The organism is Pantoea sp. X-Soil-ISGK-285 (assembly GCF_059730815.1).
On the sequence record NZ_AP035938.1, the window covers coordinates 3,364,362 to 3,385,072 of the forward strand.

At 54.6% G+C, this 20,711-nt stretch carries 16 protein-coding genes; 4 read left to right on the forward strand and 12 right to left on the reverse strand.

Annotated features, from left to right (window positions below; genetic code table 11):
* Positions 1-48: 48 nt before the first annotated feature.
* Positions 49-1,287 carry a phosphoglycerate dehydrogenase gene (gene serA / locus AC6I8B_RS15870; protein ID WP_010248817.1) on the reverse strand — a complete coding sequence of 413 codons (1,239 nt, stop codon included), beginning with the start codon at positions 1,285-1,287 and terminating at the stop codon, positions 49-51.
* 279 nt (positions 1,288-1,566) lie between these two features.
* The gene (gene rpiA, locus AC6I8B_RS15875) at positions 1,567-2,226 is read right to left on the reverse strand and encodes a ribose-5-phosphate isomerase RpiA (protein WP_157353658.1); all 660 of its coding nucleotides are present in this window, start codon (positions 2,224-2,226) and stop codon (positions 1,567-1,569) included.
* 182 nt (positions 2,227-2,408) lie between these two features.
* Here rpiA and AC6I8B_RS15880 point away from each other — a divergent pair, with 182 nt between their 5' ends.
* Positions 2,409-3,314 (forward strand): LysR family transcriptional regulator ArgP, encoded by a 906-nt coding sequence (locus tag AC6I8B_RS15880; protein ID WP_010248822.1) that lies wholly within the window; start codon positions 2,409-2,411, stop codon positions 3,312-3,314.
* 256 nt (positions 3,315-3,570) lie between these two features.
* Here the strand turns inward: AC6I8B_RS15880 and AC6I8B_RS15885 are convergent, their stop codons facing one another.
* The 7 genes from AC6I8B_RS15885 to tkt all read right to left on the reverse strand — a co-directional run bounded on the left by AC6I8B_RS15885 (position 3,571) and on the right by tkt (position 11,985).
* Positions 3,571-4,293 (reverse strand): oxidative stress defense protein, encoded by a 723-nt coding sequence (locus tag AC6I8B_RS15885; RefSeq protein ID WP_064690347.1) that lies wholly within the window; start codon positions 4,291-4,293, stop codon positions 3,571-3,573.
* A 143-nt stretch (positions 4,294-4,436) separates the two neighbouring features.
* The gene (gene argO, locus AC6I8B_RS15890) at positions 4,437-5,060 is read right to left on the reverse strand and encodes an arginine exporter ArgO (protein ID WP_010671062.1); all 624 of its coding nucleotides are present in this window, start codon (positions 5,058-5,060) and stop codon (positions 4,437-4,439) included.
* Positions 5,061-5,184: 124 nt separating this feature from the next.
* Positions 5,185-6,066: a small-conductance mechanosensitive channel MscS gene (mscS, locus tag AC6I8B_RS15895; protein WP_010248833.1), complete on the reverse strand. Its 882-nt coding sequence runs from the start codon at positions 6,064-6,066 to the stop codon at positions 5,185-5,187.
* Positions 6,067-6,256: 190 nt separating this feature from the next.
* Positions 6,257-7,336 carry a class II fructose-bisphosphate aldolase gene (gene fbaA, locus AC6I8B_RS15900; protein WP_010248835.1) on the reverse strand — a complete coding sequence of 360 codons (1,080 nt, stop codon included), beginning with the start codon at positions 7,334-7,336 and terminating at the stop codon, positions 6,257-6,259.
* Positions 7,337-7,441: 105 nt separating this feature from the next.
* Complete coding sequence (gene pgk, locus AC6I8B_RS15905; protein WP_010248837.1) at positions 7,442-8,605, reverse strand: phosphoglycerate kinase; 1,164 nt, start codon at positions 8,603-8,605, stop codon at positions 7,442-7,444.
* A 51-nt stretch (positions 8,606-8,656) separates the two neighbouring features.
* Complete coding sequence (gene epd / locus AC6I8B_RS15910) at positions 8,657-9,676, reverse strand: erythrose-4-phosphate dehydrogenase (protein ID WP_010671063.1); 1,020 nt, start codon at positions 9,674-9,676, stop codon at positions 8,657-8,659.
* A gap of 314 nt (positions 9,677-9,990) precedes the next feature.
* Positions 9,991-11,985, reverse strand: a complete 1,995-nt coding sequence (gene tkt / locus AC6I8B_RS15915; RefSeq protein ID WP_010248841.1) for a transketolase — start codon at positions 11,983-11,985, stop codon at positions 9,991-9,993.
* A 271-nt stretch (positions 11,986-12,256) separates the two neighbouring features.
* Between tkt and loiP the strand changes: the two genes are divergently transcribed.
* Positions 12,257-13,012: a metalloprotease LoiP gene (loiP, locus tag AC6I8B_RS15920; RefSeq protein ID WP_010671064.1), complete on the forward strand. Its 756-nt coding sequence runs from the start codon at positions 12,257-12,259 to the stop codon at positions 13,010-13,012.
* A 55-nt stretch (positions 13,013-13,067) separates the two neighbouring features.
* Here loiP and AC6I8B_RS15925 read toward each other — a convergent pair whose 3' ends face one another.
* The 3 genes from AC6I8B_RS15925 to speA all read right to left on the reverse strand — a co-directional run bounded on the left by AC6I8B_RS15925 (position 13,068) and on the right by speA (position 16,742).
* Positions 13,068-13,478 carry a YidB family protein gene (locus AC6I8B_RS15925; protein ID WP_010248845.1) on the reverse strand — a complete coding sequence of 137 codons (411 nt, stop codon included), beginning with the start codon at positions 13,476-13,478 and terminating at the stop codon, positions 13,068-13,070.
* Between the two features lie 197 nt (positions 13,479-13,675).
* Positions 13,676-14,596, reverse strand: a complete 921-nt coding sequence (gene speB, locus AC6I8B_RS15930; protein WP_010248847.1) for an agmatinase — start codon at positions 14,594-14,596, stop codon at positions 13,676-13,678.
* A 169-nt stretch (positions 14,597-14,765) separates the two neighbouring features.
* Positions 14,766-16,742: a biosynthetic arginine decarboxylase gene (gene speA / locus AC6I8B_RS15935; RefSeq protein ID WP_010248849.1), complete on the reverse strand. Its 1,977-nt coding sequence runs from the start codon at positions 16,740-16,742 to the stop codon at positions 14,766-14,768.
* Positions 16,743-17,585: 843 nt separating this feature from the next.
* Between speA and metK the strand changes: the two genes are divergently transcribed.
* Together metK and AC6I8B_RS15945 are read left to right on the forward strand one after the other, a co-directional pair.
* Positions 17,586-18,737 carry a methionine adenosyltransferase gene (gene metK, locus AC6I8B_RS15940; protein ID WP_010248851.1) on the forward strand — a complete coding sequence of 384 codons (1,152 nt, stop codon included), beginning with the start codon at positions 17,586-17,588 and terminating at the stop codon, positions 18,735-18,737.
* Positions 18,738-19,271: 534 nt separating this feature from the next.
* A complete protein-coding gene (locus tag AC6I8B_RS15945) occupies positions 19,272-20,669 on the forward strand; it encodes a sugar porter family MFS transporter (RefSeq protein WP_033772546.1) in 1,398 nt (465 codons plus the stop codon).
* Positions 20,670-20,711 lie beyond the last annotated feature (42 nt).

Below are 20,711 nucleotides of genomic sequence, written 5' to 3' on the forward strand. Positions count from 1 at the left end.
TAACTACCTGAAGAGACGCGACTAAGCGCCTGTTCAGGTTGGTAGCGCTTAGTAAAGCAGACGGGCGCGGATGGTACCCGGAATCGCCTTCATCAGTTGCAGCGCGTTCTCGGCCACTTCCGGCTCTGCATCAATGTCGATCACCACATAGCCCATAAACGGCGAGGTTTGCAGATACTGGGCGGCGATGTTGATGCCCTGCTCGGCAAAAATCTGGTTGATGGCCGTCAGCACGCCAGGGCGGTTCTCATGGATATGCAGCAGACGACTGGCGCTGATACCGTGAATCGGCAGTGACACTTCGGGGAAGTTAACAGCCGAGAGAGTCGAGCCGTTATCGGAGTATTTCGCCAGCTTGCCCGCCACTTCAATGCCGATGTTCTCCTGCGCTTCTTCCGTCGAGCCGCCAATGTGCGGCGTCAGAATCACGTTGTCGAACTCACTCAGTGGAGAGATAAACGGCTCGCTGTTGGTAGCTGGCTCGCTCGGGAAGACGTCGATGGCTGCGCCACCCACATGCTTGCTGGCCAGCGCATCGCACAGCGCCGGGATATCCACCACCGTGCCGCGTGAGGCGTTAATCAGCAGCGCGCCAGGCTTCATCTGCGCCAGCTGCTCTGCACCAATCATATCCTGTGTAGAGACGGTTTCCGGCACGTGCAGGCTGACCACATCGCTCATGTTGAGGAGATCGGCCAGATGGCGTACCTGCGTGGCATTACCCAGCGGCAGCTTGTTTTCAATGTCGTAGAAGAAAACATGCATACCCAGGCTTTCTGCCAGCACGCCCAGCTGCATTCCGATGTGGCCGTAACCGATAATACCCAGTTTTTTGCCACGCGCTTCAAATGAGCCTTTGGCAATCTTATTCCAGATGCCACGGTGTGCTTTCGCATTCGCTTCCGGGATGCCACGCAGCATCAGCAGCATCTCACCAATCACCAGCTCCGCAACCGAGCGGGTATTTGAGAACGGCGCATTGAACACGGGAATACCCCGGCTGGCAGCCGCCTGCAGATCAACCTGGTTGGTGCCGATACAGAAACAGCCAACGGCGACCAGCTTTTCAGCCGCCGCAAAAATCTCTTCAGTGAGCTGGGAGCGGGAACGGATACCAATAAAGTGTGCATCACGGATCGATGCTTTTAACGCGTCGGAGTCCAGTGCGCCCTTATGGAATTCGATGTTGGTATAGCCTGCAGCCCGCAGGTTCTCCAGCGCGCTCTGATGGACACCTTCCACCAGCAGGAACTTAATCTTATCTTTTTCCAGTGATACCTTTGCCATTTCCCGATCCTATTCAGCATTCAATGAGGACTACCATAAGCCAGCCTTCTGTCAAAATATCAAAAAAATCGCGTCGGGCAATACAAACGATTGCCCGGCCGCCAGCACGGCAGCGGCTGACGGCAGCACATTGCCGGACAAAATAAGGAGGTCGGACTGGAAGAAAGAACGAACCCGCTGCCGATGACGGTTATGTGACATAAGTCACCAAATTTCACCGCAGCGAGAAAAGATGATTTGCAGGCAGAAATAACCGACGCCGCATCGACGCCGGACAGATCATTTTTTGATGGTTTTCACGCCATCAGGCCCGCCAATCAGTGCAATATCGGCACCACGCGCGGCAAAAAGGCCCACGGTAACGACGCCAGGCAAGGCGTTGATGGTTTTTTCCAGCTCAATGGGATCGAGAATGCGCAGATTATGCACATCGAGAATAATGTTGCCGTTATCGGTGACCACGTTCTGACGATACTCAGGCAAACCGCCCATTTTCACCAGCTGACGCGCCACATAACTGCGCGCCATCGGGATCACCTCGACCGGCAGCGGGAAACGGCCCAGCACATCGACCTCTTTTGAAGAGTCAGCGATACAGATAAAGGTTTCAGCCACGGCGGCCACGATCTTTTCGCGCGTCAGCGCCGCGCCGCCGCCTTTGATCATCTGCATCTGTGGGTTGATCTCATCCGCGCCATCTACGTACACCGACAGCAGGTCAATCTCGTTCAGGTCGAACACCTGAATACCCAGGCTCTTCAGCTTCTGGGTTGAGGCATCCGAGCTGGAGACGGCACCTTCAATCTGATGCCTGACCGTGGCAAGCGCATCGATAAAGTGGGCAGCGGTGGATCCGGTGCCCACACCAACAACGGTGCCCGGCTGCACGTACTCAAGTGCAGCCCAGCCAACGGCTTTTTTCAGTTCATCCTGGGTCATGGTATGTTTAAAACCTGTGCGACAACGAAGTGCGCGTAGTATAAAACAAGGCTTGCTGAAAATGCTCGGCTGACCGACGTGGATTTATCGCTTTGGAAGCCAGCCCACAAAAAACAAGAGAGCCATCACAGGTGATACTTTTGTGGCATAGTGACATCCATCCTGAAGGAGAGAGAAGAATAATGAAACGCCCGGATTATCGAACGCTTCAGGCGCTGGATTCAGTGATCCGCGAACGCGGATTTGAGCGTGCCGCTCAAAAATTATGTATCACCCAGTCAGCGGTTTCACAGCGTATCAAGCAGCTGGAGAATCTGTTTGGTCAGCCGCTGCTGGTGCGCACGGTGCCACCACGTCCGACCGAACAGGGTCAGAAACTGCTGGCATTGCTGCACCAGGTGGAACTGCTGGAAGAGGAGTGGCTGGGCGATGAGAACAGTGGCACCACGCCACTGCTGCTGTCGCTGGCGGTCAATGCCGACAGTCTGGCGACCTGGCTGCTGCCTGCACTGAAGGATGTGCTGGCAGATTCACCCGTACGCCTGAATCTGCAGGTCGAAGATGAAACCCGCACCCAGGAGCGTCTGCGTCGTGGTGAAGTGGTGGGTGCGGTGAGTATTCAGCCGCAGCCGCTGCCCAGTTGTCTGGTGGATCAGCTCGGTGCGCTCGACTACCTGTTTGTGGCGTCGCGTGACTTTGCCGATCGCTTCTTCCCCAACGGCGTCACCCGCTCTGCCCTGCTGAAAGCGCCTGCGGTGGCGTTTGACCATCTTGATGATATGCATCAGGCCTTCCTGCAACAGAACTTTGATCTCTCACCGGGCAGTGTGCCCTGCCACATCGTGAACTCCTCTGAAGCCTTTGTGCAGATGGCGCGACAGGGTTCGACCTGCTGTATGATCCCGCATCTGCAGATTGAGCGTGAGCTGGCGAGCGGTGAGTTAATAGATCTGACGCCAGGCTTGTGTCAGCGCCGGATGCTCTACTGGCATCGTTTTGCACCGGAAAGCCGGTTAATGCGTCGGGTGACCGATGCGCTGATTGCGCATGGACATCGGGTGCTGCGTCAGGATGACGTCGCAGCCTGAAAACAAAAACGGGGCGAAAGCCCCGTTTTTACTGCTGACAAATTATGCCCCGAACGGCTGTAAGGATGGATTGGCTCAGGGAACAAGGTCAGATCGGAAAGGCGCTTAAGCCAATCCCTGGCCGCTCGGCCCGCGCCGTCCATGGCGCGGGACGCTTTCCTCCTCTGACCATGTTCCCTTCGCTTTGAATTTATTCATTGCGGTCAGATCCTGAGATTCATCGGCAGTCTTAACGGGGCATCAGCCCCGTTTTGCACTATGGCGTATTGGGCTTGATCTCAAACACCACATCAACCTGATCGTCAAAGTTGATGCTCTGCTGATCGTAGGTCTCCTGCGCCGAGGTATCTGCCGCTGCAGCCGCTTTATACATACGGTTCATCGGCATCGGCTGATAGTTAGCGACCTGATAACGAATGCTGTAGATCGATCCCAGCTTCGCGTTAAAGCCTTCAGCCAGCTGTGATGCCTGCTGAGTCGCATTTTTAATCGCTGCTTTACGCGCCTGCTCTTTGTAACTCTCCGGATTTGCCACGCCTAACTCGACGCTACGCACCTCATTCAGACCGGACTTCAGCGCCCCGTCCAGCAGATCATTCAGCTTGTCCAGCTGACGCAGGGTTACCTGCACCTGACGCACCGCACGGTAGCCTTTCAGGACGGATTTACCCTCTTTGGTGTAATCGTACTCAGGCTGGGTGCTCAGGTTTGCCGCATCAATATCTTTCTTCTCAATGCCGTTTTTCTGCAGAAAATCGAAATATTGTGCAACCCGGCTATCCGCCTGCTTTTTCGCATCTGCGGCATCTTTTGACGACACGTTCACCACGATAGAGAGCGTGGCGATATCGGGACGGGCATCGACCGTTGCCTTGCCTGAGGTCACCACGTGTGGCCCGTTCGGTAACTCATCAGCGTATACGCCAGGCAATGCCCCGGCGCTCATGATTGCGGCCAGAGCCAATGCTTTCAGTTTCATGAAAGTCCTCCTTGAAAAGGTACTATGACGGCTTCCAACCGGCGAAGCCCAACAGCGCATCGGTATGCGCCATGCTTTGAGTGGTCATTATGGCAAAAGTTCGGCCTCCGCGCGGCAATAACCGCACCGGATCGACGTTGGGATCAAAATCCGGCAATGCCCTGGCGCGCCAGTTGCAGGGCGATAAACCACATCACCGCGCCTACCAGCAGGTTAATGATGCGCTGGGCTTTGGCGGTGCGCAGGCGTGGTGACAGCCAGGCGGCCAGCAGCGCCAGACCAAAGAACCACAGGATCGACGCACTGATGGTGCCCAGCGCAAACCACTGACGCGCAGTGGTGGTCGGCAACTGACCGCCAAGACTGCCCAGTACCACAAAGGTATCGAGATAGACGTGCGGATTGAGCCAGGTCACTGCCAGCAGCGTCGCTATAATGCGTCCCCTGCTCTGCTTTAATGGCTCACCGTCCGCCAGATCGGCGTCGCCGCGAAAAGCGCTACGCAGTGCGCCCCAGCCATACCACAACAGAAAGGCTACGCCCGCCCAGGTGATCACCATCAGCAGCAGTGGAGACTGGCTCAGCAAGGCGCTGCCGCCAAAGATCCCACCGCAAATCAGCAGAATATCGCTCAGCGAGCAGAGGGCCGCCGTCATCAGATGATATTGACGCTTCACGCCCTGATTCATCACAAAAGCGTTCTGCGGGCCCAGCGGCAGAATCAGCGCGGCACCCAGGGCAAGCCCCTGAAAATAGAGAGATAACACAGGATTATTTCCTCACATCGTTAGAGGAGGAGAAGTATAAAGAGAGAGGATGATTAGCGGAAATTGAAAGAATTAATCTGCGATTAGCAAAATGAATGGGCGACAGACGCCGCCCACTGAAAAATTACTGTGGCTGAACCTGGGTTGCTTCTGCTTCAGGCGCCGGCTTCTGATGCAGATGCACATCCATCTGCGGATAAGGAATACCAATCCCTTTTCCATCCAGCGCACGCTTAAAGTTCTTCAGCAGATCCCAGTAAACGTCCTGCAGGTCGCCGCTGTTGCTCCAGCAACGCACCACAAAGTTCATAGAGGAGGCTGCCAGTTCGTTAAGACCGATCTGGATACCTTTATCTTTCAGCACGCGGCTATCCGCTTCTACAACCTGTTGCAGTAAGGCGATCACTTCATCCACATCCGCCTCGTAAGCCACGCCAATGATAAATTCATTACGGCGAACCGGTTCACGCGAGAAGTTGACGATGTTCCCGCTGATGATCTTGCCGTTTGGCACCACCACGATTTTGCCGTCTGCCGTTCTCAGCGTGGTGGAGAAAATCTGCACATGCAGCACGGTTCCCATAACGCCGCCCAGATCGACGAACTCGCCGGTGCGAAACGGACGGAAAGTGACCAGCAGAACGCCTGCAGCAAGGTTAGAGAGTGACCCCTGCAGCGCCAGACCCACGGCCAGACCCGCAGCACCCAGCACGGCAATCACCGAGGCGGTCTGCACACCGATGCGTCCCAGCGCTGCGATAACGGTGAAGGCGATAACCCCATAACGCACCAGTGCGGAGAGGAAGTCCGCCACGGTAGCGTCTATGTGACGGGCGCGCAGCAGGCGATTTACGGCATTAGAAATGATACGGGCGATAATCATCCCGATAATAATGATGGCAATAGCTGCAACGATATTTACGGCATAGCTGATGATCAGCGCCTGATTGCGAACCAGCCAGTTACCTGCGTTGTTTAAGCCGTCGACGACGTGTAACTCTTCCATTAATAAGCCCTGTTGTTAGATTCCCACCGGGAATGAAAAAACTGCCAGATGACATCCGACACCCTGCCATCAAGGGTAATCAATTATCCCCTTAAGCGCCAAACCGACCGGCGTTTAACCCTGTTTTTCCAGAAATTGTGCATAAAAAAAGGCCCTTTCGGGCCTTTTTTGTACGGTAACGACTCTTCAGTTACAGCACGTCGACAGCGTTAAGCTCTTTGAAAGCCTGCTCCAGACGCACTACCATAGAGGCCTGGGCTGAACGCAGCCAGACGCGTGGGTCGTAGTATTTTTTGTTTGGCTTGTCAGCGCCTTCCGGGTTACCCAGCTGCGACTGCAGATAGCCCTCGTTCTTTTTGTAGTACTGCAGGATGCCGTCCCAGGTTGCCCATTGGGTATCGGTATCGATGTTCATCTTGATCACGCCGTAGCTGATAGACTCTTCGATTTCTGCAGCAGAAGAACCTGAACCGCCGTGGAAAACGAAGTCCAGCGCGTTGTGCGGCAGGCCATGTTTTTCACACACATATTTCTGCGAATCGCGCAGAATGGTTGGGGTCAGTTTCACGTTGCCTGGCTTGTAAACGCCGTGTACGTTACCGAATGAAGCCGCAATGGTGAAGCGCGGGCTGATAGCATTCAGTTTTTCGTACGCGTAGTTCACATCTTCTGGCTGGGTGTAGAGTGCAGATGCGTCCATGTGGCTGTTATCAACGCCATCTTCTTCACCACCGGTGCAGCCCAGTTCGATTTCCAGCGTCATGTCGAGTTTCGCCATGCGCGCCAGATATTTGCTGCTGATCTCGATGTTCTCTTCAAGTGACTCTTCTGACAGGTCGATCATGTGAGAAGAGAAGAGTGGCTTACCGTTTTTCTGGAAGTACTCTTCACCTGCGTCCAGCAGACCGTCGATCCATGGCAGCAGTTTCTTGGCACAGTGGTCAGTGTGCAGGATAACCGGCACGCCATACTGCTCAGCCATCAGGTGAACATGGTGCGCACCCGCGATAGCGCCGAAAATTGCCGCGCCCTGTGGTTTGTCAGTCTTGAAGCCTTTACCCGCGATAAATGCAGCACCGCCGTTAGAGAACTGGATGATGATTGGCGCTTTAACTTTCGCCGCTGCTTCCAGTGCCGCATTGATGGAGTCGGTGCCGACGCAGTTTACGGCTGGCAGTGCGAATTTGTTCTCTTTCGCAACTTTGAAGATCTTCTGTACGTCATCACCAGTGACAACGCCGGGTTTTACGAAATCAAAAATTTTAGACATGATTGTGTCCTGTTTCGTGACCGTTGTTCCCCTTGAGGAACGTCGATTTAAACGCCCAGACGGGCAAGACTTCAGGCGATGCCGCCAGGCATCGCCCCCAAAGGATTACTGCTTCGCACGCTCTTCCAGCATGGCAACTGCAGGCAGTTTTTTGCCTTCCACGAACTCAAGGAACGCACCGCCGCCGGTAGAGATGTAGGAAATTTTGTCTTCGATGCCGAACAGGTCGATAGCCGCTAAGGTATCGCCGCCGCCTGCAACAGAGAAGGCATCGCTGTCTGCAATGGCGTTAGCCACGATCTCGGTGCCTTTACGGAAATTAGGGAACTCAAACACGCCCACCGGGCCGTTCCACAGGATGGTTTTAGCATCCTTCAGGATGGCAGCCATCGCCTGTGCGGTTTCATCACCAAAGTCCATAATCTCTTCGTTATCCGCAACTTCCGAAACCTTTTTCACGGTAGCGGTCGCAGTTTCAGAGAATTCTGTGCCGACGCGTGAATCAGTTGGAACCGGAATGCCGTGCTGATCGCGCAGGCCTTTAGCCGCTTCAACGAAGTCTGGCTCATACAGGGATTTGCCGACGTTGTTGTCGATAGCGACGAAGGTGTTGGCAATGCCGCCGCCCACAATCACGGTGTCCGCGATTTTGACCAGAGATTGCAGCACATCAAATTTGGTAGAGACTTTAGAGCCCCCTACCACAGCCACCAGCGGACGCTCCGGGTTGCTCATGACTTTACCCAGCGCTTCCAGTTCTGCAGAGAGCAGCGGGCCAGCACAGGCGATAGGGGCAAATTTGCCGACGCCGTGGGTAGAAGCCTGTGCGCGGTGCGCAGTACCAAAGGCGTCCATCACAAAGACGTCGCACAGAGCAGCATATTTTTTAGACAGCGCTTCGTCATCTTTCTTTTCGCCTTTGTTAAAGCGAACGTTTTCCAGCACAACCAGTTCGCCAGCGCCGACTTCAACGCCATCGAGGTAATCTTTTGCCAGGGTCACGGTGGTGCCGCTAAGCTTGTCTTTCAGGTAGTTAACTACCGGCAGCAGCGAGAACTCTTCATTGTATTCACCTTCGGTCGGACGACCCAGGTGAGAGGTAACCATTACTTTCGCGCCCTGTTTCAACGCCGCTTCAATGGTTGGCAGAGAAGCACGGATACGTGCATCAGACGTCACTTTACCTTCTTTAACCGGTACGTTCAGATCGGCACGGATCAGAACGCGTTTACCAGCCAGATCCAGATCGGTCATCTTAATTACAGACATGGTGAATCCTCTCGTTGATTCTCATAAGTTTTGCCAGACGCATACCGCGTCTTACCTGAAACCGCTTGCGGCCATCGCTAACGTCGTGTCGAGCATTCGGTTAGCAAAGCCCCATTCGTTGTCACACCAGACCAGGGTCTTGATAAGGTGTTGACCGCTGACCCGCGTTTGTGTTCCGTCCACAATGGCACTGTGCGGATCATGGTTAAAATCTACTGAGACTAACGGTAATTCCGTATAGTCAACTATACCACGAAATGTCCCTTCTGCCGCGCTTCGCAACAGGGTGTTAACTTCACACGCCGTCACCGCCTGATGCACAGAAACGCTGAGATCAATGGCCGTCACGTTAATCGTCGGGACGCGAACGGCTATCGCCTCGAAGCGATCGTTGAATTTCGGAAAAATACGGGTAATGCCAGCCGCCAGGCGAGTGTCCACCGGGATGATCGACTGACTGGCTGCACGCGTACGGCGCAGATCGCTGTGATAGGCGTCGATCACCTGCTGATCGTGCATCGCCGAGTGGATCGTGGTGACGGTGCCGGATTCGATACCAAACGCATCATCCAGCAGTTTGATCACCGGGATAATGCAGTTAGTGGTACAGGAAGCGTTGGAGACGATGCGGTCACTGGCGGTGAGTGACTGCTGGTTAACGCCATACACCACTGTGGCGTCGAGATCGTTTCCGCCGGGATGAGAGAAGAGCACTTTTTTGGCGCCAGCCTGAAGATGCGCTTCGCCATCAGCGCGTGAGCCATAGACGCCGGTGCAGTCCAGCACCACATCCACGTCGAGTTCACGCCACGGCAGATCGGCAATGGCTGCACGGTGCAAAATGCGCAGGGTATCGCCACCCACCCACATTACATCGCGCTCCTGGCGGACATCGAAAGCAAAACGGCCATGGCTGGTATCGTATTTCAGCAGATGCGCCATACCGGTGGCTTCTGCCAGCTCGTTAATCGCGACCACGGTGATCTCTGCACGTCGGCCCGTTTCATACAGCGCGCGCAGGACGTTGCGTCCAATCCGGCCAAAACCATTTATCGCTACCCGTACCGTCATTTCTCTCCTGCCACGTCAGACTGAAAAAAACGTGCCGTTAGCCTGAGCGTTTCACTGCATTTTGTACAGGAGATTCTTACCCGGCATTGTCCGAAACCAGGGCGATTTGCCTGGCGACTGAAACGGTTCAGCTACAATAATAGAAGGAAGGAATAACAGGAATGATTGTGATCAATCTGGCTGCTTAAATTTGGATCTGCGTCACAAATTAAGGCAAAAGGCGGTTATTACTGCAGGAATAAAAAAATAAAAGGGACGAAAATCTCGTCCCTCTGTTTTTACAGCCGGGCGGGAACAGGCCCGCCTGACCGGTTTTACGCCAGCAGCGCTTTCGCTTTCGCGACGACGTTGTCGACGGTAAAGCCAAACAGTTCGAACAGCTGATCGGCAGGTGCAGATTCGCCGAAGCTGGTCATGCCCACGATAGCGCCGTTCAGGCCGGTGTATTTGAACCAGTAATCAGCGATGCCCGCTTCGATTGCGACGCGTGCGCTGACCGCTTTTGGCAACACGGATTCACGGTACTCATCACTCTGCTTGTCGAAGGCATCCGTTGATGGCATAGAGACCACGCGCACTTTGCGGCCTTCGCTGGTGAGTTTGTCCCAGGCACCGACAGCCAGCTCAACTTCGGAACCGGTGGCGATCAGGATCAGCTCAGGCGTGCCATCGCAATCTTTCAGCACGTAACCGCCGCGCGCTACGTTAGCCAGCTGTGCCGTGTCACGATCCTGCTGCGCCAGGTTCTGACGGGAGAAGATCAGCGCAGTCGGGCCATCTTTACGCTCAATGGCATATTTCCACGCCACCGCGGATTCAACCTGGTCACATGGACGCCACAGGCTCATGTTTGGCGTGGTGCGCAGGCTCGCCATCTGTTCAACCGGCTGGTGCGTCGGGCCATCTTCGCCCAGACCGATAGAGTCGTGGGTGTAGACCATGATCTGACGGATCTTCATCAGTGCCGCCATACGCGCTGCGTTACGCGCATATTCAACAAACATCAGGAAGGTCGCGGTGTAAGGCAGGAAGCCGCCGTGCAGCGCCAGGCCATTGGCGATTGCGGTCATACCGAACTCACGCACGCCGTAGTGGATGTAGTTACCCGCAGCATCTTCGTTGATCGGCTTAGAGCCAGACCAGATTGTCAGGTTGCTGGGTGCCAGATCGGCTGAGCCGCCCAGGTATTCCGGCAGAATTTTACCGAAAGCTTCAATAGCATTCTGTGAGGCTTTACGGCTGGCGATCTTCGCCGGGTTCGCCTGCAGCTGCTCAACGAACTTCTGCGACTCTTCCTGCCAGTTAGCTGGCAGTTCGTTGCTGACGCGGCGTTTAAACTCGGCAGCCAGTTCAGGATGAGCCTGTGCGTAAGCGGCGAATTTCTCATTCCATGCAGACTCTTTCGCCTGGCCCGCTTCTTTCGCGTCCCACTCAGCGTAGATATCAGAAGGAATTACGAACGGCGCGTGGGTCCAGCCCAGCTGTTTGCGGGTCAGTGCCACTTCATCATCACCCAGCGGTGCGCCGTGTGAATCATGGGTACCGGCTTTGTTCGGTGAACCAAAACCGATAACGGTTTTGCACATCAGCAGGGAAGGCTTGTCGCTGACGCTTTTCGCTTCCTCGATCGCTTTCGCAATCGCATCCGCATCGTGACCATCGACGCCGCGCACCACGTGCCAGCCATAAGCTTCAAAGCGCTTAGCGGTGTCGTCGGTGAACCAGCCATCAATGTGACCGTCGATAGAGATACCGTTGTCATCATAAAACGCCACCAGTTTGCCCAGCTTCAGCGTACCGGCCAGTGAGCAGACTTCGTGCGAGATACCTTCCATCATGCAGCCATCACCCATGAAGACATAGGTGTTGTGGTCTACGATGTCATGACCCGGACGGTTGAACTGTGCTGCCAGCGTGCGCTCAGCAATGGCAAAACCTACTGCGTTAGCGATGCCCTGCCCCAGCGGACCGGTAGTGGTTTCAACGCCCACGGTGTAGCCATATTCCGGGTGACCTGGAGTTTTTGAGTGCAGCTGACGGAAGTTTTCCAGTTCGCTCAGGGGCAGATCGTAGCCGGTCAGGTGCAACAGGCTATAGATCAGCATTGAGCCGTGACCGTTAGAGAGCACGAAACGGTCGCGGTCAGCCCACAGCGGGTTGGTTGGGTTGTGGTTCAGGTAGCCGCGCCAGAGTACTTCAGCGATGTCCGCCATGCCCATTGGGGCACCCGGATGTCCCGATTTCGCTTTCTGTACTGCATCCATACTTAACGCACGAATGGCGTTGGCAAGCTCTTTACGAGAGGGCATTTTCTACTCCAGGTCGGATTAATGCTTCGCACCTTAACTTATTGTTATTAATGAGTTACCGGGCAAAACAAGGAAAAAGTTGCCCATCAATGTACATGAGAAACGGGGCAAAAGTACATGCTGTAAAACGCTAAATGCAGCCGCTTCGTATGGCTTTTCCAGCCATATCTGCTAGCAAAGTGCAGACTGGCACGCTATAACCAAATCGTTTATTCACCTGTCTGAGTTTCAGGTGTTTGTTTTTCTTACCTTGTTATGAATGGGATACAGCATGAAAATCAAAAAAATGGTGTTAGCGCTTGGACTGACGACGCTGCTCAGTGGCTGTCAGGGTTTAGACAATAATGCGCTGATGCAGTCGGGCGCGCAGGCGTATCAGGCTTATACCCTCAGCGACGATCAGGTAAAACAGCTGAGCGATAAATCCTGTGAGCAGATGGACAAAGATAATCAGATTGCGCCTGCTAACAGTGATTATCAGCAGCGTCTGAACAAGATCGCCGCGGCGCTGGGCGATAACATCAACGGCGTACCGGCTAACTACAAGGTTTATCAGACCAAAGATGTCAACGCCTGGGCGATGGCAAATGGCTGTATTCGTGTTTACAGCGGTCTGATGGATATGATGACTGACAATGAAGTGGAAGGCGTGCTGGGTCATGAGATGGGCCACGTCGCGTTAGGTCATACGCGCAAGGCGATGCAACTGGCATATGCCACAACCGCGGCCCGCACCGCAGCCGCCTCGGTTGGCGGCGTGATTGGTTCACTGTCGCAGTCGCAGCTGGGTGAAATGGGTGAAAAACTGGTGAATGCGCAGTTCTCCCAGACGCAGGAATCACAGGCGGATGACTACTCCTACGACCTGATGAAGAAGCGCAATATCGATCCAATGGGCCTGGCCACCAGCTTTGAAAAGCTGGCGAAGATGGAACAGGGACGTCAGAGTTCGATGTTTGACTCGCATCCCGCCTCTGAAGCGCGCGCCGCGCATATTCGTGAGAGAATTGCAGCCGACGGCAAGTAATTCCGCCTCTGAGCGCGCATGCATCCGGCGTGCGCGCTTAGCCGTGCGAAGTCCGCTAGCGCTTAAATATCTGATCCACCATCGAGCCCAGATCCAGCTTGTTGTCATGCAGCGCCTGTTCATCCATGTGTCCCTGCGGCGACATTTTATCAATCAGCTGCGGCAATAGCGCGGCCAGCGTACCCGATGCCCCTTTCACATCGGTGCCGAGTTTGTCGGCCAGTGACTGCAGTTCATCCTGACCAAAAGCAGACTGAATCTCACTGTGGCCAACCGGATGGTTATCGCCGGTGCCGATCCAGGAACCAAACACCTCACCCAGCCCGCCCTGCTGGAATTTTTGCAGCAGCACTTCAATACCGCCCTGCTCCTGCACCCAATGCCAGACAGCCTGTAACTGTCCCGGCGGATGCCCTTCACTCTGGTTGCCATCCAGTGCGCCAGCCAGTTCATCAAGAAAGCCCATGATTATCTCCACTACGCCATTTTTACGCTGTAAGTTTAGTTGCAGATAGGGGTTCGCGCCTGACGGTTACCCGTCGGGGTCAGAAGGGAATCGATCGGATCATGGCAGAGAGAGGAAGATCACAGCAGCGGCGTCCGCCCGACGGACAGGACGCCGCGTTCAGCGCCTGCCGGACTGAAGCCGACAGGCAGCAGGCATCAGCCTTTGTTCACAGCCTGAACATGCAGCATATCCAGCGCCAGCGTAGCCGCTGCCAGTGCCGTCAGATCAGCATGATCGTAACCCGGTGCGACTTCCACCAGATCCATGCCGACAATGTTCATGCCCTGCAGGCCACGGATCAGCTTGGTCGCTTTATCGGTGGTCAGGCCGCCAATCACCGGCGTGCCGGTGCCAGGCGCATGCGCCGGATCCAGACAGTCGATATCGAAGGTCAGATAGACCGGCAGATCGCCGACGGTGCGTTTCACTTCGGCGAGGATATCGTCAACGCTGCGGTCATTGACCTGCGCCGCATCCAGCACGTTGAAGCCCAGGCTCTTGTCGAATTCGGTACGGATACCAATCTGCACTGAGTGCTGCGGATCGATCAGACCCTCTTTCGGCGCGGTAAAGAACATGGTGCCGTGGTCGAAGGTCGGGCCGTTGGAGTAGGTGTCGGTATGCGCATCAAAGTGCACCAGCGCCATCTTGCCGAAGTGTTTTGCATGGGCGCGCAGCAGTGGCAGTGTGACGTAGTGGTCGCCGCCAAAGGTCATCATGCGCTTGCCATTGGCCAGCAGTTTTTCAGCATGGGCCTGCAATTTGTCGGAGAGATCCTGCGAATCACCGAAGGCGTAAACCAGATCGCCGCAATCGACGACGTTCAGACGCTGACGCAGGTCGAAATCCCACGGCCAGCGGCAGCCTTCCCAGGCCAGATTGGTGGAGATCTGACGAATCGCACCCGGACCCAGGCGGCTGCCCGGACGACCCGAGGTCGCGGCATCAAACGGCACGCCGGTGATAACCCACTCGGCGTCGCTGTCGTAAGGCTGAAAATTCAGCGGAAAACGCATGAAACCAAAGGCGTTAGAAACCAGGGAGTTGTCGTACTGATTGCCAAGCGTGTTATACATAATTGCTCTCTCTATGTGCGTAAGTCGGGCCAGCCCGCAAACCATTAAGGTTGAGATGAAAAAAATCCCCTCCGCGTCGTTAGGCCCGACGAGGAAGGGATTGAGTGAGTCAGATTATCGACATAGTTAACGGCAACTGCAATATGCGATTACCGGTCGCCATAATCGATTATTCATCTTCTAAATAGGTATAGCCGTAAAGGCCGCTCTCGAACTCTTCCAGGAACTGCGCGCGCAGCTCTTCGTCGAGATCGGATGCCTGAACCTGATTGCGGAACAGCGCCATCAGCTCGTTGGGATCAAGCTGCACGTAACGCAGCATGTCCGCCACGGTGTCGCCTTCATCGGAGAGCTGCACTTCCACATCGCCATTTTCGCGTGCGTAGACATCCACCGCTTCGGTGTCACCAAACAGGTTATGCATGTTGCCCAGAATTTCCTGATAAGCGCCCACCATAAAGAAGCCCAGCATGGGTGGGTTATCAAGGTCATATTCCGGCATCGGCATGGTCGTCGCGATGCCGTCGCCATCCACGTAGTGATCGATGGTGCCATCGGAGTCACAGGTGATGTCGAGCAGCACGGCACGGCGCTCCGGCTTCTTGTTCAGGCCTTCCAGCGGCAGTACCGGGAACAGCTGATCGATACCCCACGCATCCGGCATTGACTGGAACAGCGAGAAGTTAACGTAGATCTTATCCGCCATCCGCTCCTGCAGTTCGTCGATGATTGGACGGTGTGCACGGTTGCTCGGATCGAGATGCTGCTGAATATAGTGGCAGATGCTCAGATAGAGCTGCTCAGCCCATGAACGCTGCTTGAGATCGTAGGTGCCTGACGAGTAGCCGGTATGGATATCAAACAAATCCATCTGGCTGTCATGCAGCCATTCACGAAGCGAGCGGCGGGTACTTGGCTCGTGCATCTCCTGCCAGGTTTCCCACATGCTGAGGATCGGGCGCGGCGCATCCGCATCCGGCGTTTCAGGTTCGCTGAACTCGTTGCGCTCCACCCCAATGATGTTGGAGACCAGTACCGTGTGGTGCGCGGTTACCGCACGGCCCGACTCGGTGATCACCGTCGGATGCTCCAGACCGTGCTCATCACAGGCAGCACCAATCGCCCAGATTACGTTGTTGGCGTACTCATTCAGGCCGTAGTTGACCGAGCAGTCAGACTGCGAGCGCGTTCCTTCGTAATCGACGCCCAGACCGCCGCCGACGTCGAAACATTTGATGTTGACGCCCAGCTTGGCCAGTTCGACATAGAAGCGCGCCGACTCACGCACGCCGGTGGCGATATCGCGGATGTTGGACATCTGCGAGCCCAGATGGAAATGCAGCAGCTGCAGGCTGTCGATGCGACCCGCTTCACGCATGATCTCAACCAGTTTCAGCACCTGGGTGGCTGACAGGCCAAACTTCGACTTTTCGCCGCCGCTCGACTGCCATTTACCGGAGCCCTGCGAAGCCAGACGCGCACGGATACCAAGACGCGGCACCACATTCAGACGCTCTGCTTCTTCCAGCACCAGCCGCACTTCGGTCATCTTCTCCAGCACCAGATAGACCTTGTGGCCCATCTTCTCGCCGATCAGCGCCAGACGAATATATTCGCGATCTTTATAGCCGTTACAGACGATCACCGAACGGGTCTGACCGGCGTGCGCCAGCACCGCCATCAGCTCGGCTTTTGAGCCCGCTTCCAGTCCCAGCGGTTCGCCGGAGTGGATCAGTGACTCAATCACGCGTTTGTGCTGGTTAACTTTAATCGGGTAAACCAGGAAGTAGTCGCCTTTGTAACCGTAAGATTCACGCGCACGTTTAAAGGCGGCGTTAATGGAACGCAGACGGTGTTGCAGGATCTGCGGGAAGCAGAATAAAGCAGGCAGACGCTGGCCCTGCGCTTCGCGCTCTTTGACCAGACGAGCTAAATCGACGCGCACGTCAGGACGATCCGGATCGGGACAGACACTGATGTGGCCCAGTTCGTTAACGTCGTAATAGTTGTTGCCCCACCAGGCGATGTTGTACGTACGCAACATTTTGCTCGCATCCTGATCGTTCATTGCAACCTCCTGCATGGAGCGGAGTGTACCCTGTTCGCCAGCTGACGAACCTTTGATATTCTTCATGTCGTCAGACATCGCGAACCTCAATTTTCCGTTGAAAGATGAAACTGTTAACCGGCTTTATGGCCGCTAATCTGAAAACCTGTTGCCACATTAAACGCAATGTCCTGTTCACCTGACGTTGCCGTCAGCGCGATTCACGCATGAGAGTTAAGTGTAAAACACCCGGGCCATCTCCGTTTAAACAGAGAACATTTAACTGATCTGTATTGACCATGGATAACCTGCGTCGTTCCGCTGCGCGAACGCAGAGAAGAGACAAAACCGATCGAGCAGAGATAAAGATTAGCCTGCGCCTGTGTCGGTAAAATTACCGCATCGGACATCGCGTCGGCAGGAAAGAGAAACAGATGGGAGGCAGGAGAGAGCCAGCGCAGCGCCGCAGCGCAGAGAACCGGAAGAAGAAAAAGCGTGGTTCATTACTTGTATCACCTCCGCATATGCCAGGGGCACATGGAAAACAACCTGGGTGAAAGCCAGACCAGAGTCTGACAGGCGCGACGCAAACAGTGGCGTCATCCTTGCTGCTGCTATCAAAGCAGCGGCGTTTTATACAGTTTACCGCCGTAAAATGCAAAAATATTATCGGGGAATTGCGTGTAGCGTCAGCAAATTATGCCGATAACAGAGACAGGTTAAATGCTGAAACAGAAAAAGGGCTGGTAATTGGTTTACCCTCTATCCTAAAATAGCCGTCCAGATGGTTTTCCATCTAAACAGGTTACTATCCAGGCGGTGTTGGCCTGCTGTGCTGACACAACCTCACTGCTCGCGGCTTTGCCTGAAGGGGCGTCAGGTCAGACCACCTCACTGGCGCTATGCAGTCGTACTCAAACCATATTTAAGGTAAAGAACAGAATGGCTAAACACCTTTTTACGTCCGAGTCTGTATCAGAAGGACATCCCGATAAAATCGCCGACCAGATCTCCGATGCTGTGCTGGATGCGATCCTTGAACAGGATCCTAAAGCGCGCGTGGCCTGCGAAACCTACGTTAAAACCGGTATGGTGCTGGTTGGCGGTGAAATCACCACCAGCGCCTGGGTTGATATCGAAGAGATCACCCGTAAAACCGTACGTGAAATCGGCTATGTCCATTCCGATATGGGCTTTGACGCCAACTCCTGCGCGGTATTAAGCGCGATTGGTAAACAGTCTCAGGATATCAATCAGGGCGTTGACCGTACCGATCCGCTGGAACAGGGCGCGGGCGACCAGGGCCTTATGTTCGGCTATGCCACTAACGAAACAGACGTGCTGATGCCTGCGCCGGTGACCTATGCGCACCGTCTGGTACAGCGTCAGGCTGAAGTGCGTAAAAACGGCACCCTGCCGTGGCTGCGCCCGGATGCCAAGAGCCAGGTCACTTTCCAGTATGACGATGGCAAAATCGTGGGCATCGATGCAGTTGTGCTCTCTACTCAGCACGCTGAATCCATCAGCCAGAAAGATCTGCAGGAAGCGGTGATGGAAGAGATCATCAAGCCGGTTCTGCCCGCAGAGTGGCTGAGCGCCTCGACCAAATATCATATCAACCCAACCGGTCGCTTTGTGATCGGCGGCCCGATGGGCGATTGCGGTCTGACCGGTCGTAAAATCATCGTAGACACCTACGGCGGCATGGCGCGTCACGGTGGCGGTGCGTTCTCGGGTAAAGATCCATCTAAAGTTGACCGCTCTGCAGCCTATGCGGCACGTTACGTGGCGAAAAACATCGTAGCGGCCGGCCTGGCTGACCGTTGTGAAATCCAGGTCTCCTACGCTATCGGCGTGGCTGAACCCACTTCTATCATGGTGGAAACCTTCGGCACCGAGAAAATCTCTACCGAACAGCTGACGCTGCTGGTGCGCGAGTTCTTCGACCTGCGTCCATATGGTCTGATCCAGATGCTGGATCTGCTGCACCCAATCTATAAAGAGACCGCAGCTTACGGTCACTTTGGTCGTGAACATTTCCCATGGGAAAAAACAGACAAAGCTGCCCTGCTGCGTGAAGCGGCTGGCCTGTAAGGTTACCAGCTGCTGATAAAAACCCTGCCACTGCGGCAGGGTTTTTTATTGCCTTTTCAGCCCCATTGCTAACCGGAGCAATTTTGCTCCCGCTACCCTTCTGAACGAACAGGCCAGCGCAATTTCTGGTGAGCGCGTGACGACAAAAAAACGCATCTGCCCGACATCTTCTTCTCTCTGCAGCAAATTTTCAGTTCTCAGCTACACTTCTTTTCGCTTTTTCTGACGACTAAATGTTAACGATTACAAATTGAAATGCTTTGTTTATCCGATATTTAGGAATTAACGCACGTAGTTATTCTGCTGAAAATGCGTTATTTTCAGCGTCGTCTGATAGCCAGTAAATAGAGCATTGTCAGAAACTTAATGAGTGCTATACCTCACTGGTTAATTAATCTTTCCGGGAAAAATATGCTGAATTTCAGGGTTTCAGCGTGTGTAAGCGATTACACTGATGTGATCAGGCTCACTTTTTTCCCGCAAAAGGTTTTTTAACATTGATAAAAACAATGATGGATAAACCTGGAGGCTAAAATGCCTGGCAATACACACAAAAGCAGAACTTCAAATAAGGCGATGACCTTATTTGTCTGCTTTCTGGCGGCCCTTGCGGGTCTGCTGTTCGGTCTGGATATCGGCGTTATCGCCGGTGCTCTGCCGTTTATCGCAAAGGACTTTAACGTCACCCCTCATCAGCAGGAGTGGATCGTCAGTTCCATGATGTTTGGTGCGGCGGTCGGTGCTATCGGCAGCGGCTGGATGTCATCCCGCCTGGGCCGTAAAAAAAGCCTGATGGCCGGTGCGATTCTGTTCGTTATCGGTTCACTCTGGTCGGCGATGTCGCCAAACCCGGAAATGCTGATCAGCGCCCGCGTTCTGCTGGGCCTGGCAGTCGGTATCGCCTCTTATACTGCCCCGCTTTATCTTTCTGAGATCGCTCCGGAAAAAATTCGCGGCAGTATGATTTCGCTTTATCAGCTGATGATCACCATCGGTATTCTTGGCGCTTACCTGTCCGATACGGCGTTTAGCTTTACCGGCAACTGGCGCTGGATGCTGGGCATCATCACTATTCCGGCACTGTTGCTGCTGGTCGGCGTTTTCTTCCTGCCAAACAGCCCACGCTGGCTGGCGGCGCGAGGCAACTTCCGCGATGCACAACGCGTACTGGATCGTCTGCGTGACACCAGCGAGCAGGCAAAACGTGAGCTGGAAGAGATCCGTGAAAGCCTGAAGATCAAACAGTCTGGCTGGGGTCTGTTCACCAGCAGCAGCCACTTCCGTCGTGCGGTCTATCTCGGCATCCTGCTGCAGGTGATGCAGCAGTTTACCGGCATGAACGTCATCATGTATTACGCGCCAAAAATCTTTGAAATCGCGGGCTTCACCAACACCACCCAGCAGATGTGGGGCACGGTGATTGTGGGTCTGGTTAACGTACTGGCGACCTTTATTGCCATTGGCCTGGTGGATCGCTGGGGTCGTAAACCTACCCTGATTCTGGGCTTTATGGTGATGGCAGCCGGTATGGGCGTTCTGGGTACGATGCTGCACTTCGGCATTCACTCGGCGGGCGCACAGTACTTTGCGGTAGGTATGCTGCTGATGTTCATCATCGGTTTTGCGATGTCAGCCGGTCCGTTGATCTGGGTACTCTGTTCCGAAATTCAGCCGCTGAAAGGCCGCGATTTCGGTATCACTGTCTCCACCACCACCAACTGGATCGCGAACATGATCGTAGGTGCGACCTTCCTGACGATGCTGAATACGCTGGGCAATGCGAACACCTTCTGGGTCTACGCACTGCTTAACCTGTTCTTCATTCTGCTGACGGTGATGCTGATCCCTGAGACCAAAAACGTCTCGCTGGAACACATCGAACGTAACCTGATGGCAGGTAAAAAACTGCGCGACATCGGTTCACGCGACTAACTTTACCCGGTAAAAAACGCGGTAACAAAAACGGCGGGGTTT